This is a genomic window from Desulforhopalus sp. IMCC35007 (assembly GCF_005116575.1).
Classification (GTDB): Bacteria; Desulfobacterota; Desulfobulbia; order Desulfobulbales; family Desulfocapsaceae; genus Desulforhopalus_A.
Genome location: NZ_SWCN01000014.1, coordinates 93189 through 107199, shown reverse-complemented (window position 1 = coordinate 107199; position 14011 = coordinate 93189). Strand labels below are relative to the sequence as shown.

Genomic DNA, 14011 nt, shown 5'->3' with positions numbered 1-14011 from the left:
GTAATTGACTACAGCGGTATGGCTTGTGTCTCCACTTGTGAAAAACTTTATTGATGAGAAATCCGGGCTTTGATTAAAACATCTCTTCGTTGACGATTACATGAATCAGGATAAACCCAAAAAGCATCCCCGCCGGGATAAAGATGTCCGAACCGTTGAGCAAACGTCTTTGAAGAGCATTCCTGCGATGATCCACACCACCAATAAGGATGGGAAAATTGTCGACGTCAGTGATGTCTGGCTTTTGGAGATGGGCTATACAAGAGAAGAGGTGCTGGGTAGAGCAGTCATTGATTTCCTGTCACCGGTATCTCGCCGCTCCGCAATTGAAAATGGCCTGCCTGAATTTTACCATAAGGGAAGCTGTCAAAATATTCCCTGTGCCTTTATTAAAAAAAGTGGGGAGATCTTCGAGGTTCTCTTGTCCGCAAATGCAGAGCGCGATGAAGATGGACGGCTTATCCGTTCGTGTACTGTTCTGACTGATGTTACAGAGATAAGCAGGCTTGAAAATGAACGAAGCGCCAGTGAGCATCTCTGTCGTCAACTGATGAAGGGGATGCTTAACGGCTTTGCCTTGTATGAGGTCGTCATTGATAAAGACGGTCAACCGGTGGATTGTCGTTTTTTGGAGGTCAACCCGGCCTTTGAAAAGATAATTGATTTTACGGTTGAGCAGATCATCGGTAAAACCTTATTGGAACTTTTACCCAGCACCGAACGTTACTGGATAAAAACTTTTGGACAGGTCGCTCTCAGTCGGCAAGCTGTACGTTTTGAAAATTACAGTGCGGAATTTGACCGCCATTTTGATGTTCACGCCTTCAGTCCTTTTGAGCGACAAGTCGCTGTTGTAGTAACCGACATTACGGAGCGACGGCGGGCTGAAATTCAGATTCGTCACAGCGAAGAACTGTTCAGGCGTACTTTTGACCAATCCCCCATCGGGGCGGCCATGGTTGGGCTCGATTACCGGTTCTTGAAAGTCAATCAGGAACTGTGTCGAATAACCGGGTATCAGGCAGAAGAACTCCTTGCACTTGAGTTTACTGATATCACTTACCCCGATGATTTGCCCCTTGATCTGCGGTATGCAAAGCGACTTGTTTTGGGGGAGATCGATTTTTATGAGATGGACAAACGTTACATTCGTAAAGACGGCAGGGTGGTATGGGTGAGATTGTCAGCACGATTGATCCGGGATAGCGAAGGAACACCTTTGTATTTTCTGCCGATGATAGTTGAAATCGATGATCGAAAAAGATTGGAAGAAGAAAAAGATGTTCAACTTGAACTCTTTGGTTTGATCAGTGAAAAAAGTGATCTGAAAAAAATGTTGGATGGTGTTGTTTGTTTTTTAAAGGATTATTCCAGAGTAGACGCCATTGCTCTTCGTTTGAGCGTAAGCAGTGTAGAAGCTACCTATAATAGTGTAGGATTTCCTGCAGAATTCATTGCCAGGGAAAATGCACTCGGGAGTCAGACCCATCAGAACCGGCTGGCGGCTTTACACTATATTGAGCAGCATATCAATGATGCTACCTATGACATCCCCTTTACTCTGTTTACAAAAGGAGGAAGTTTTTATACGCACAGTTCCAGTCAGCTTTTTTTACAACGTGATATTCTGCAGATACCCTTTGATATCAGGAAGCATTGCAGAGAAGTGATCTATGAATCCATCCTGCTTGTCCCTCTCCGAGTAGGAGACAATTTCCTTGGTCTGATTCAGCTGTACCATAAGAACAAGACGCACTTCAGCAGGGATTATATCCTTTTTATGGAGCGACTTGCAGGGCACACATCTGTGGCGATTCTTCAGCGCCTTGCCGAGGAAACGTTGAAGATCAAGCAGGCTGAGCTCAAAGAGATGAATGCGGCTCTTAAAATCCTTATCAGGAACCGGGAGGAGGATCTGCTGGAACATGACCGGGGAATTCTGGTCAACATCCGCCAGCTGATTTTACCCGGTATTGAACGGTTAAAACTTGGAAGTCTTGATTTGCAGCAGAAGTCCCAGCTGAATATTCTGGAAAGTAATCTGGAAACCATCAGTTCTCCTTTTGCCCAAAAGCTTTCTTCCGTACATTCCGCTCTTACCCCAGCCCTGATAGAGGTCGCGGATATGATAAAAAAAGGTCTCACCAATAAGGAAATAGCAAGAATCCTTGGAATTTCTGTGAAGTCAGTGGAAACCTACCGAAAACGTATCCGTGAGCGTCTCAATCTGAAAAACACCAAAGTGAATTTAAGGGCCCATCTTCTCAGTATAGATTAATGGGACATGGAATGTCCCGATAAAGACCTATTTTAACCTGTTGCGTCCTCGCTACTTCTCCGAGTAAATATACTACTTTGTCATTCTGATTACCCTGCAGGAAAAAAGCGAATATGTTGAGTCTGTTATTTTAGAGTATATCAACACCTTAGAGTGGTGCATGCCAGAAAAGCTGTCCTATCAAAAACTGGAAGAAAAGTATCGAGCCCTGGAGATTGAGGTAGGTGCATACAAAGACCTGTATGGCCCGTTACCATCAATGGATAAGTGTCTCAGGGACGGGACCTCCTTAACCCATCCATATCTTGTGCTTGATGCGGAAGGTAGAATTTTTGAGGCAAATCAGCTGTGGCTCGACCTTTTTCTCTATAGAAACACTGAGGTGGTAGGTACTTTCTTTGCTGACCTTCTTTGCCCGGGAGACAGAGAACTGTTTCACACTGAGGTTATGGACCCCACCTGTTCCAGATCCAAAACATCAGTTGAGATTCGGCTGCAAAAGAAAAATGGTCCTTTGCTTACCATGCTCCTTGATTGTAGGCGAGAAGGGGATGTGGCAACGGGTATGATCCTGTTTCATTGTATTTTCCGGGAAGGTGACGGTTTGCAAGGCCGGGAAAAGGCCGCCCCCGCAGCGGCGGATGATTCATGGAGGCTAAGCTTCGACTCAATCCATGATATTGTCACGATCCAGGACAAAAATTTTAAAATTATTCGAGCCAACAAGGCCGCCCATGACTTTTTCCAGGTAGACAAAGGCCTGCTAACAGGTAAATATTGTTATGAAATATTTTCAGGCATGTCCAGGCCGTGCCCGAACTGCCCCTTGTTGTCAACCCATCTTGACAAGAATGAGCATTCTGCAGTCATCAGCCATGAATTACTCAATAAAGTCTTTAAGGTCGATTCTGCAGTTATCCCAGCAACAGATGGCATGGAAGAGACCCTGTTACATGTTGCCCGTGATATTACGGAGGAACGTCTCAAAGAACAGCGTCTTTACGAGAGCAATGAACGCTTTGTCAAAGCCTTTGATTTTAGTCCGGCGCCCATGGTTATTGCGGAGATTGATTCTGGAATTTTTATTAATGTCAATCAGCGCTGGCTTGAGATGCTTGGGTATTCAAGAGATGAACTTCTCGGTAAAACCTCGACAGAAGTAGGTATATGGAAAGACCCGGAGGTGAGGGTACATGCAGTCGCCCGCTTCCGGGCCGAATCATCCCTGAGTAATTATCCCGTTGAATTTATAACAAAAACAGGTGGGGTTCGCTCTGCGCTCTGGTCAGCTGAAAAAATCAGTCTTCAGGGGCGGGAATTCATGTTGTCGCTTATAACCGACGTGACGGAGCAAAAAAGGGCGGAGAAAAAACTGCAGGAGAGTGAAGAAAAATTTTCCCTCGCCTTTAATTCAAGCCCGGACGCGATAAATATCAACCGGTTTGAGGACGGCCTGTATATCGATATAAATGAAGGATTTACTTCCCTGACAGGATTTACCAGGGCGGATGTCTCTGGAAAGACCTCCCTGGACCTCGATATTTGGGGGGATACTGCTGATAGAGGTCGTTTGCTCACCATCTTAAAGGAAAACGGTTATTGCGAGAACCTTGAGGCTCGGTTTCGCAGAAAAGATGGGACTGTTTGTCTTGGGTTAATGTCGGCGCGACTCATTTCTCTGAGCGGGAAAGCCCACATTATATCCGTGACCCGGGATATAAGCAAAATCCGAAAAATTGAGCGGGAAATCCTCGAACAGAAATTGTTGTTTGAAACGATGTTTAACGCCATTGAAGATGGTGTTTTTCTCACGGATACCAAGGGGCAGATCCTGCTGGCCAATAAGAGCACCGAGAGTCTGTTTGGCTACTGCCAGGAAGAATTTATTGGCAATACGACGGAGTTTCTCTACCCGGATGGAGATCAGTATCAGAAGCTGTATTGGACGAAGGGCGGAACGTCAGCACCGATCTCAGACCGGGTGACCGTTGCTAAGTATAGGAATAAGTCTGGAAAACAATTCCCCGGTGAAGTGTTTGGGACTAAACTTTTTGATAAAAATAACAAGTGGATCGGGCATCTGGTTATTATTCATGACATCTCAGCACGTCACGAAAGAGAAGTCGAACGGGAACGCCTCGTCGCAGCTATTGAGCAAACCCGTGATGCCATTGTCATTACCGATAGGGCGGGCATTGTACAGTATGTAAACCCATCTTTTGAGAGCGTTACAGGCTACAGTCGTGAGGAGGTGCTACAGCAAAACCTGTCTTTTTTGAAAAGTGGTGAGCAGGCCCCTTCATTTTACCAGAAAATGTGGCAGACTCTCAATAGCGGCGAGACTTTTAAAGGTCGTTTGGTTAACCGGCATAAAGATGGTAGCTTTTTTACCGAAGAGGTGACCATTTCCCCAATTTTTGATGGCGATGGGCAGATTATTAACTTTGTTGCCGTTAAAAGTGATATCACAGAGCAGATCTTGCTGGAATCACAATTACAACATGCACAAAAAATGGAGGCGGTCGGGCGTCTTACCGGAGGGGTTGCCCACGACTTTAATAATATCCTGGGAGTAATTATTGGATACACGGAGTTGGCGCTGCAGGATGTTGAGCCTCAGCAGAAGGTCCATGGTGATCTGAAAAAAATACTTGCTGCGGCCAAACGTTCGGCTGATATCGTCCGTCAACTTCTGGCATTTTCCCGTAAGCAAACGGTATCACCAAAATTGCTCAATCTGAATAAAGCCGTGAAGGGAATATATGATATCCTCCAAAGTCTGATTGGGGAACAGATCGAGCTTGCATGGATTGTGGGATCTGATCCTTTGATGATAAAGATAGACCCGACTCAGATAGATCAGATTCTTGCCAACCTCTGCGTTAATGCAAAGGATGCCATCGGCAGTGGCAGTGCCGGGAAGATCATCATTGAAACAAAGCAGGTGGTGTTAGATGAGCAATATTGTGCAAGCCATATTGGTCTTTACCCCGGAGACTTTGTCCAGTTATCCATCAGTGATAACGGTTGCGGGATAGAAAAGGAACATCTCAGCCGAATCTTTGAACCATTTTATTCGACCAAAAATGCCGGCCATGGAACCGGCCTTGGGTTGTCAACGGTCTATGGTATTGTCACTCAGAATAATGGTTTTATCAATGTATACAGTGAACCCGGCAGGGGGACAACTTTTACAGTAAATATTCCCTTAAGACAAGAAGCAGAGCGCACTCCCGCAAAGAAAACCAGCAGCAAAAACAGGTGCAGCCAGGGCGAGACTGTGTTGCTGGTGGAGGATGATCCTGTTTTGCTGTCGATGGCGCAGCAGATGCTCGAAAGGCTCGGTTATATCGTTTTGGCTGCGGCCAGGCCAAATGAGGCCATTGGTTTAGCAAAGAAATGTGACGGCAAAATAGATATGATTTTAACCGATGTGGTTATGCCGGAGATGACGGGCAAGGAACTTATCTCTGCTATCACTCTCCTTTTCCCTGATGTGAAGGTATTGTTCATGTCAGGCTATACGGCAAATGTTATTGCCCACAACGGTATTTTGGATGAAGGTATTCGCTTTATCCAAAAACCGTATACGATTGATGATCTTGCCACAAAAGTTCGGACCACTTTGACTGGGTCGTGACCTGTTGTTTTTGCTTTTTTCTTGCTGCAATTACTGTTGTTGAAAAACACCAAGAAACCAGTAACCTAATGGGGATGGTGTTCTTTACAGTTGTTTTCCCCTGAGCCATCCTTTGTTGTTGATTTTTTGATCTATCCCGCCTCCCGCCTGTATTCGTTTTCAATAATGATTACATTATCTCCATATGTAGGGGATTCTCCCTTACGCCTGCATATCAGATAGATAGGCAGGTCTGTTGGTGTTGTATCAGAGGAGGAATATCATGGCTGAGTTATTATGTTGTGGCAAAACGATTACCATGGATAACGACGGGTTTATGTCACACCCGGAAGATTGGGACGATTGTGTGGCGGAGACTATAGCACGGCAGGAAGGTATTGAGCACATCTCACCTGAACAAATGGCAATTGTACGATTTATGCGCTCCTATTATGCCAAGTTTCACAGCTTCCCAATTTTAAATTATGTTTGTAGAGAAGTTCGTCAATCGAGCCGCTGTGTGTTTAACGAGTTCGATAACCCAGAAATAGCATGGAAAATAGCAGGATTGCCTAAATTTGATGGTGTTCACTTCGTGAAATTAGATGGAGAGCACTTCATCATGGAAGATTACTGCTAATACATCCATTGTGGAGGAACAATACTCCGGATCAGAGGAAAACGTTCGATCCGAAGTATTGTTTTTTATGGTTATGCAGAAAGTAAGTAGAAACAGTCCGTTTCAATAATTGAGTTATCTGGTGGGTTGGTCTTTTGCGACACGGGCTGCATCAATGATATCGGTTCCTATCTCATCTTCAAATTTTTTCCAGACTGGCAGCATTGCTTTTTTCCAGAGCAGTCGTTCTTCATCGGTGGGAGTGACGATGGTAACGTTCTCATTGTGCATAATCTCTTCTCTGTCTGTTTGTGCGCTTTTTTCGGCGAGGCTGTTAACTTCGCGAGTGACTTCATCAAGGATGGCTTCAAGTTCCATGCGAATGTCATCAGGGAGGCTGTCCCAGAAACTTGTGCTGGAAACCACCATATAGCCAAGGTAGCTATGGTCAGTTTCGATAAAATACGGGCGTAGCAGTTGTAGTTGTCCTGCGGCAATATTAGACCAGGCATTTTCATAGCCTGCAACGACACCATCCCTCAGAGAGTCTTTCAAGCGGCCAAAGGGCATTTGTATTGGGATTGCTCCAAGCTCGGCATACTGCTCGCTAAAAACACATGAGGATTCAATTCTCATGAGCAGGCCTTCAAGATCAGCTGGTTCTCTGATTGGCTTGTCTGCTGAAATCACCCGCATACCATTATTCCAGTACCGCAGGCCTTTGATTCCGACGTTTTCCATGGATGAAAGAAGTGTCTGGCCTGTCTCGCTTTGCTGGAAATTGTTTATTTCTTCCTGACTTTCAAAAAGGAAAGGCAGGTCAAAGACCTCAAGGGATTTGCTGAATTTATGGAATTTAGGAAAACTGGGTGCTGCAAGCTCAATATCTCCAAATAAGAGTGCGAGGATGGCCTGCTCATCTGTGAATTTTTCTGAAGCGGGATAGATTTCTACAGCAACCCTGCCATTTAATCTTGTTTCAACCCGTTCCTTGAACATTTTCGCACCAATGCCTTTTGGGGTGTTTTCTGCGACCACATGGGAAAATCGAATAAGGAGAGGGGCGGAATTACCAAGAGAAACTGAGGTGAAGAAAATAAGACAACACAAGACACCAACACTGTTATGAACTCTACTCTTCATGACATCCTCCCATAAAAGCAAAATTTTGCCGTACGTTAAGATTGGTCAGGGATCTGTTACAAGCTTCTCTATAGTTCACCTGACAAAATAGCAGAGGATTGGATTGCTCACAATAGAGGAATGTATCAGTAAAAAAAATAAATGGAGCAACATTACCATTTTCTCTTTCTTTGATGGGTAAGGACAAGCTGTAGCTGCCGTAGATTTCTGGCTTCAATCTCAGTTTAAAATTAACAGGCGGAAATCATAATTATATTCTTGATACCTGAGGTTTTTTATGAAATATCTGGGCTTAGGTAATTTTGAAGAGTATTGTAGACATTATATGTATTTCAGTGCATATAGCTGAGATGGTAACCTACACCCAATGTCTTGTATCTATGTTATTTAATACTGTGAGGTGCTGATCATGAACGAACATGAGAAAATCAATTACCTTGAGTTTCCGGCAAAAGACATCAAAAAAACAAAAGAGTTTTTCACGAAAGTCTTTAATTGGACATTTGTGGATTACGGTCCCGACTATACCTCTTTTTCAGGTGCTGGTCTTGAGGGTGGATTTTTTACCTCTCCTCTTGTTTCATCTACCACTAAAGGCAGTGTGCTGGTGGTTTTTTACAGCAAAGACCTGAATGAAACCGAGAAAAAAATAGAAAAAGCAGGGGGGAATATCATTACCCCGGTATTTTCGTTTCCGGGGGGCAGAAGATTTCATTTTGCTGACCCTAATGGCAATGAATATGCTGTGTGGTCTGATGTGTCCGCTTAGGTTCACAGGGGAGGTAAAATGAAATATATTCTACAGATTACTCTACTGTTCCTGTCAGTAAGTTACGCCTGTTGTGTCTTTGGCGCAGCCGGTGCTGCTGGCGCATTTGATCAGCCGCATATTATAGTTTTTGGCAGCGCTGAAGTAGAAAGAGTACCAGATGAATTGCGCTGGGTCCTTGTCGTGAAAACCGAGAGACCGACGGCTGTTGAGGCCGCACAGGCCCATGTTAATGAGGTGTCCTCTGTGCTTACGCTTTTAACGAAGCTTGGTTTAAACAAAGATGAGATCGAAACCACCAATATGCAGCTCAGAGAAAACTGGGTATATCGCAATAATAGCCGGGAAAAAAATGGTTTCTGGGGAATGACGGGAATCAATTTTATCACCCGTGATTTTACACGGTACGTTGAATTTTGGTCCAAACTCACATCTTCTCCCAATGTTTCAATTTCCGGAGTAAGTTTTGCCCTTTCCAATAAGGCTGAGATTGAAGACCAGGTGAAAACCAGGGCTGTTCTAAACGGTCGGGAGAAGGCGGAGAGCCTTGCCGCAGCTCTTGGTGCTGAGATTACAGAGCCGTTACTTATTGAAGAGTTGGATGATGGTCGTTATTTCCCGCCTGGCCCTGTACGAGCCATGGCTATGGAAGGCGAGGCGGGGACAAGTCAACCGGTTTCTCCTGGTAAGGAGACGGTTGCCGCCAGAATGAAACTTGTGTTTGGCCTAAAAAACAAATGAAGTGGATGAATTTCTTTTACGGGGAATATTGACGTATGGTGGCTGGATGAAAAATACTGCAAGTTTTGAAGAGTTACAACAGCTGGCGACTTCGCTTGGTGCAAGTGATGTCGCTGTGAAAATGACCGAAGAGATTGAAATCGATGAGAAGCTTGTCAATTTCTGCAAAGATCCCAGGTGTGAAAATTACGGTCTTTCACCCGGTTGTCCTCCCCATGTGGGTGGCCCTGAGACATTCAGGCAGATGCTCAAAGAGCGATCACATGTCCTCATTGTGCGCATCGTTGTGCCTTCGGCTGTGTTGTTTTCTGAGGAACGCAGGGAGTTGATGGCCTTCCTTCACGAACTTGTCGCAACCCTTGAGCTTACCGCTATTAAAAAAGGCTACCCCAAGGCCAGAGCCTTTGCCGGCGGCTCCTGTAAAGACCTGTTCTGTTTTGATGAGGCGGATTGTAACGTGCTCTCTGGAGGTGGTTGTCGGAATCCAAAACGATCCCGGCCGTCGATGTCGGGCTTTGGCGTCAATGTTGCCCATCTGCTTAAAATATGCGGTTGGGAGTCAAATCTGAAACCGGAACAGGAAGGCGGTGAACCAAGGAGCTGGATTGCCGGAATTGTATTGCTGGGATAGGCAAAAACCGGTTTTTCTGGTCATAAGTATCTTAGCTTGTGACGAGTATGTAATACAATTCAGCTTGGGTCAGTGGATTGAAAACTTAAAAAGGTTGAAATGGTTGATTTTTTATTGCAGTTTAATCCAGTTACCCAGGCTTTTTTTGCAACGCTGTTTACCTGGGCGCTGACCGCCGCCGGTGCTTCACTTGTGTTCTTTGCAAAAGAAATTAAACCGAAAACCATGGATGGAATGCTCGGCTTTGCTGCAGGGGTAATGATAGCAGCGAGTTTCTGGTCGCTCCTTGCACCGGGGATTGAGATGGCTGAGTCCCTAGGTCATACGGCCTGGCTTACTGCTGTTATCGGTTTTATGGGGGGAGGTATCTTCATGCGGCTCACGGACAGGTTCCTGCCGCATCTGCATCCCGGATTCAAAACAAGTGAAAGTGAGGGAGTAAAGACCTCCTGGCAGCGCTCAACACTGCTTGTTCTCGCCATTACCATGCATAACATTCCTGAAGGTCTTGCCGTTGGGGTGGCTTTTGGCGCCGTGGCGGCAGATCTTCCTTCAGCGACCATAGGCGGAGCCATCGCCCTTGCTCTTGGAATTGGAATTCAGAATTTCCCCGAAGGAACAGCCGTTTCAATGCCACTTCGAAGAGAAGGTATGAGTAAATGGAAAAGTTTTATGATGGGGCAGGGCTCTGGAATGGTGGAGCCTGTTGCAGGCGTTTTAGGCGCACTTTTCGTCTTGAAGATGCAGAATATACTCCCCTACGCCCTCTGTTTTGCTGCAGGGGCTATGATTTTTGTTGTTGTAGAGGAACTTATCCCTGAGTCTCAGAGAAATTCGAAAAACATCGATTTTGTGACCATGGCCACCATGGTTGGGTTTTCTGTAATGATGATGCTTGATGTTGGTCTGGGGTAATTGCAGGTCTTTTTTATCCAGAACCCCCAAAACACAGGAGCTATGAGCTGTTTTACTCCTTGGACGAATAAGGTGAATGCTTTGAAAGCTGCACTACTGATCATAGATGTTCAGAACGGATTATTCCTGGGAAATCCTCCCGCCGAGGCAGACGTGGTCATAGACCGGATCAATGAACTTAGTAAAAAGGCAAGAGATGCAGGTGTTCCCGTGTTTTTTGTTCAGCACGAACAGGCCCAAGGTGAGCTGCTGTATGGTAGTCACGGTTGGGGATTGCACGCAGATCTGATCCGCGCCGATGAGGACCTGAGGCTGAGAAAGACCACGCCTGATGCTTTTCTGGGGACAGAGCTTGAGGTAAAACTTCGATCATTACGAATTGACAGCCTCATTGTTTGCGGCTATGCCAGTGAGTTTTGTGTGGACACAACAGTGCGAAGGGCAGCGGCCCTCGGTTTTGCCGTAATAATTGCAGCTGACGCACATACAACCCATGACAAGCAACATCTGGGTGGGCTTGCAATCCGTGAGCACCATAATGCTACGTTGACTCAGATTTCAAGTTTTGCTGTGTTCATATCTGCACAAAAGACAGCCGAAATCAATTTTTATTCAACGCTGTAAATTGTTCAGGTTCAACAGGGGGTGCCATGTTTGGCGGACCTTCTCAACCATAGAGTACAGGGAGAACTGCCGTTATTGATCGTAACACCGAAAGCTGTCCCCTCTGTGGAAGTGGGATGATCACGGTCATCCACCAGGATCGTCTACGCCCCTATCACAGGTGTCTGCATTGTTTTCTCATTTTCGTTCCCCGAGGGTTTCATGTAACTCTAAAACGGGAAAAAGCGGAATATGATCTCCATGAAAACAGCCATGTCGATGAAGGCTATGTTCGCTTTCTTCGCCGTTTTAGCACACCTTTTCTCCTTCGCCTGCCTGCCAGGCGACAGGGCCTTGATTTTGGCTGTGGCCCCTCACCTGTACTTGCCACTATTATTGAAAAAAGTGGCCATCGTGTAGCCCTGTATGATCCTGTCTACCAGAATGACAGGAGTGTCCTTGAGGCAAAATATGATTTTATTGCGGCAACAGAGGTTGTCGAGCATTTCAGGAACCCTGAACAAGAGTTCTTTCGACTGTTTGAGCTGCTTTTGCCAGGTGGGTTGCTTGGCGTAATGACAAAAATGACAAGAGATATTGCTGCTTTTGCGACATGGCATTATATCAGGGATGTCACCCATATCTCTTTTTATAGCAGAGAGACCTTTACCTATCTGGGTAATGTCTTTGGCGCCAGTGTGACTTTTGTTGGAGATGATGTTATTTTGTTGCAGAAATACTAATTTGGGTTGAAGGAGAACAAAGGGAATCGCCATGAAAATAGCAGCCATTTCAGATATACACAGCAATGTCTTTGCCCTTGAAGCCGTTTTGGATGATATCAGAAAGCGGGGTGCAGATGTTATTGTTAATCTTGGAGATATTTTTTATGGGCCAATAGCGCCGAGAGCGACATACGAACTGCTGATTGAAGAAGAAATCATTACCATTGCTGGCAATCAGGACCGACAGATATATGAGTCGATGGATGATGAAATCCGTGACAATCAAACCTTGCAGTTTGTCCTGGCCGAGCTTGATGGTGCTCCCCTTGATTGGCTGCAGCTGCTTCCAAAAGAGATGCAATTAACGGCTGACGTCTACCTCTGTCATGGTGCCCCGGGAAACGACTGCATCTATTTTTTAGAAGATATTGAAAATGGCCCCGGCGCTGTGCGCACCGATGCAGAAATTATTGCTCTGCTTCACGGACAAAGTTCCCCCCTCATCCTTTGTGGCCATACCCATATTCCACGGACTGTAGCGCTTTCCACAGCACAGCTTATCGTGAATCCCGGCAGCGTAGGCTTACCAGCCTATGAAGATGATCTTCCGGTGGTGCATAAAATGGAAAATTACTCAGCCCACGCCTCATATGCCTTACTTGAAAAAAAGGTGAATGGCTGGCTGGTTGAGCAGTTTCGTATTCCCTATGATGTAGAAGCGGCTCGTAAAAAAGTTCTTCTCCTTGAAAGACAGGACTGGGCGGCCTATCTGCAGACGGGGAGAGGCTGACATCCAGATTGGAAGAAAGGGCGTAAGTTAAATTTCTGGATTTTTCGTTTTGATTTCTGTCAGACAGGCCGTTGAAAGAGCAGGAAATGTATTGTGAAGGTGGAGGTCACAGATGGAAGTAAAGGTACTGGTCGATAACAATACTCTTATTGATAGATATTTTCTGGCAGAACCCGGTCTGTCCTTTTATCTCAACGATGATGGGCATGAGGTACTTTTTGATCTCGGCTATTCGGATATATTTTTGAAAAACGCCGAAAAGATGGGGATAAATCTTCTGCAGATAAAGGATATTGCCATATCCCACGGTCATCTTGATCATACCTGGGGGCTGGAACCCTTTGTCCGGCGCCTCAATGAAGTTCAATTTGAACATATGCCACCTCGGCGTCCCCGGCTCATTGCCCATCCCCAGGCTTTTACCAGCGTTGAGGGCGAAGGGAGTAATGAATTTGGTTCATTGATGTCTGAACAAAAGCTGGCGAAACACTTTGATCTTGTTCTTCGTCGTGACCCTGTACAACTGACCCCAAGACTAATGTGGCTGGGTGAGATTCCACGTCTGTTTTCCTTTGAAAATAAACAGAATTTTGGCCGAAAAGAGGGTGAGAGCCACCTGGATTATGTCCCCGATGACAGCGCTCTTGCCTATAATTCGGATAACGGGTTGGTGATAATTACGGGATGCTCCCACGCCGGGATATGTAATATTGTCGAACATGCCAGAAAGATCACGGGGATCAGCCGGATTTTTGATATTATCGGTGGGCTTCACCTGATGAATCCTGATGCCTCCCAGCTGGCAGGGACTCTGGATTATCTCGGTGGTCTGGAACTGGAAAAAATTCATGCCTGCCATTGCACCGATCTCCAGTCCAAGATAGCCCTGTCCAGCCGGGTGAAAGTAGAAGAAGTTGGGGTGGGCCTGACCCTATCTTTTTGATCTTCGGCCGCAGATACCCGGTAAAATCAAGGTGGAATTATCAAAGTGACTGGTAGAGATGAAAACTATTTGTTTGCACCCACTGTTTACAGGTAGGAAAAATCTTTGTATTCATATACTATCTTACTGGTTCACTTCTGAGATATACGACTGCTTTTCGCAGCCACTTTTAAAAAATCAGTACAATAGATGAGTGTAGGGGGAATGATGTTACATCTTTACCGAAATATACTCT

Annotated in this window: 12 protein-coding genes; 11 read left to right on the top strand and 1 reads right to left on the bottom strand. The window is 45.5% G+C overall.

The features are described from left to right. Positions 1 to 100: 100 nt before the first annotated feature. The 3 genes from FCL48_RS15265 (at position 101) to FCL48_RS15255 (ending at position 6537) form a co-directional block, all read left to right on the top strand. Entirely contained in the window at positions 101 to 2278 is a 2178-nt protein-coding gene (locus FCL48_RS15265) for a PAS domain S-box protein (RefSeq protein WP_136873175.1), read from the top strand. A 160-nt stretch (positions 2279 to 2438) separates the two neighbouring features. Further along, the gene (locus FCL48_RS15260; protein ID WP_136873173.1) at positions 2439 to 5918 is read left to right on the top strand and encodes a PAS domain S-box protein; all 3480 of its coding nucleotides are present in this window, start codon (positions 2439 to 2441) and stop codon (positions 5916 to 5918) included. Positions 5919 to 6180: 262 nt separating this feature from the next. Then, entirely contained in the window at positions 6181 to 6537 is a 357-nt protein-coding gene (locus FCL48_RS15255) for a TusE/DsrC/DsvC family sulfur relay protein (RefSeq protein ID WP_136873171.1), read from the top strand. 114 nt (positions 6538 to 6651) lie between these two features. On the opposite strand, the gene FCL48_RS15250 is transcribed toward FCL48_RS15255, so the two are convergent. Further along, positions 6652 to 7659 carry a DctP family TRAP transporter solute-binding subunit gene (locus tag FCL48_RS15250; RefSeq protein WP_136873169.1) on the bottom strand — a complete coding sequence of 336 codons (1008 nt, stop codon included), beginning with the start codon at positions 7657 to 7659 and terminating at the stop codon, positions 6652 to 6654. A 409-nt stretch (positions 7660 to 8068) separates the two neighbouring features. Here FCL48_RS15250 and FCL48_RS15245 point away from each other — a divergent pair, with 409 nt between their 5' ends. From FCL48_RS15245 to FCL48_RS15210, 8 genes are all read left to right on the top strand, one after another. Further along, entirely contained in the window at positions 8069 to 8428 is a 360-nt protein-coding gene (locus FCL48_RS15245) for a VOC family protein (RefSeq protein ID WP_136873167.1), read from the top strand. Between the two features lie 18 nt (positions 8429 to 8446). Next, complete coding sequence (locus FCL48_RS15240; protein WP_136873165.1) at positions 8447 to 9169, top strand: SIMPL domain-containing protein; 723 nt, start codon at positions 8447 to 8449, stop codon at positions 9167 to 9169. Positions 9170 to 9215: 46 nt separating this feature from the next. Further along, complete coding sequence (locus tag FCL48_RS15235) at positions 9216 to 9800, top strand: DUF2284 domain-containing protein (RefSeq protein ID WP_136873163.1); 585 nt, start codon at positions 9216 to 9218, stop codon at positions 9798 to 9800. A gap of 99 nt (positions 9801 to 9899) precedes the next feature. Continuing rightward, complete coding sequence (locus tag FCL48_RS15230) at positions 9900 to 10715, top strand: ZIP family metal transporter (RefSeq protein ID WP_136873161.1); 816 nt, start codon at positions 9900 to 9902, stop codon at positions 10713 to 10715. Positions 10716 to 10796: 81 nt separating this feature from the next. Next, positions 10797 to 11339, top strand: a complete 543-nt coding sequence (locus FCL48_RS15225; protein WP_136873159.1) for a cysteine hydrolase family protein — start codon at positions 10797 to 10799, stop codon at positions 11337 to 11339. A 116-nt stretch (positions 11340 to 11455) separates the two neighbouring features. Then, positions 11456 to 12061, top strand: a complete 606-nt coding sequence (locus FCL48_RS15220; RefSeq protein WP_136873157.1) for a methyltransferase domain-containing protein — start codon at positions 11456 to 11458, stop codon at positions 12059 to 12061. A gap of 31 nt (positions 12062 to 12092) precedes the next feature. Then, a complete protein-coding gene (locus FCL48_RS15215) occupies positions 12093 to 12833 on the top strand; it encodes a metallophosphoesterase (RefSeq protein WP_136873155.1) in 741 nt (246 codons plus the stop codon). A gap of 112 nt (positions 12834 to 12945) precedes the next feature. Further along, on the top strand, positions 12946 to 13776 hold the full coding sequence (locus FCL48_RS15210) for an MBL fold metallo-hydrolase (RefSeq protein ID WP_136873153.1): 831 nt from the start codon (positions 12946 to 12948) through the stop codon (positions 13774 to 13776). The last annotated feature ends 235 nt before the right edge of the window (positions 13777 to 14011 follow it).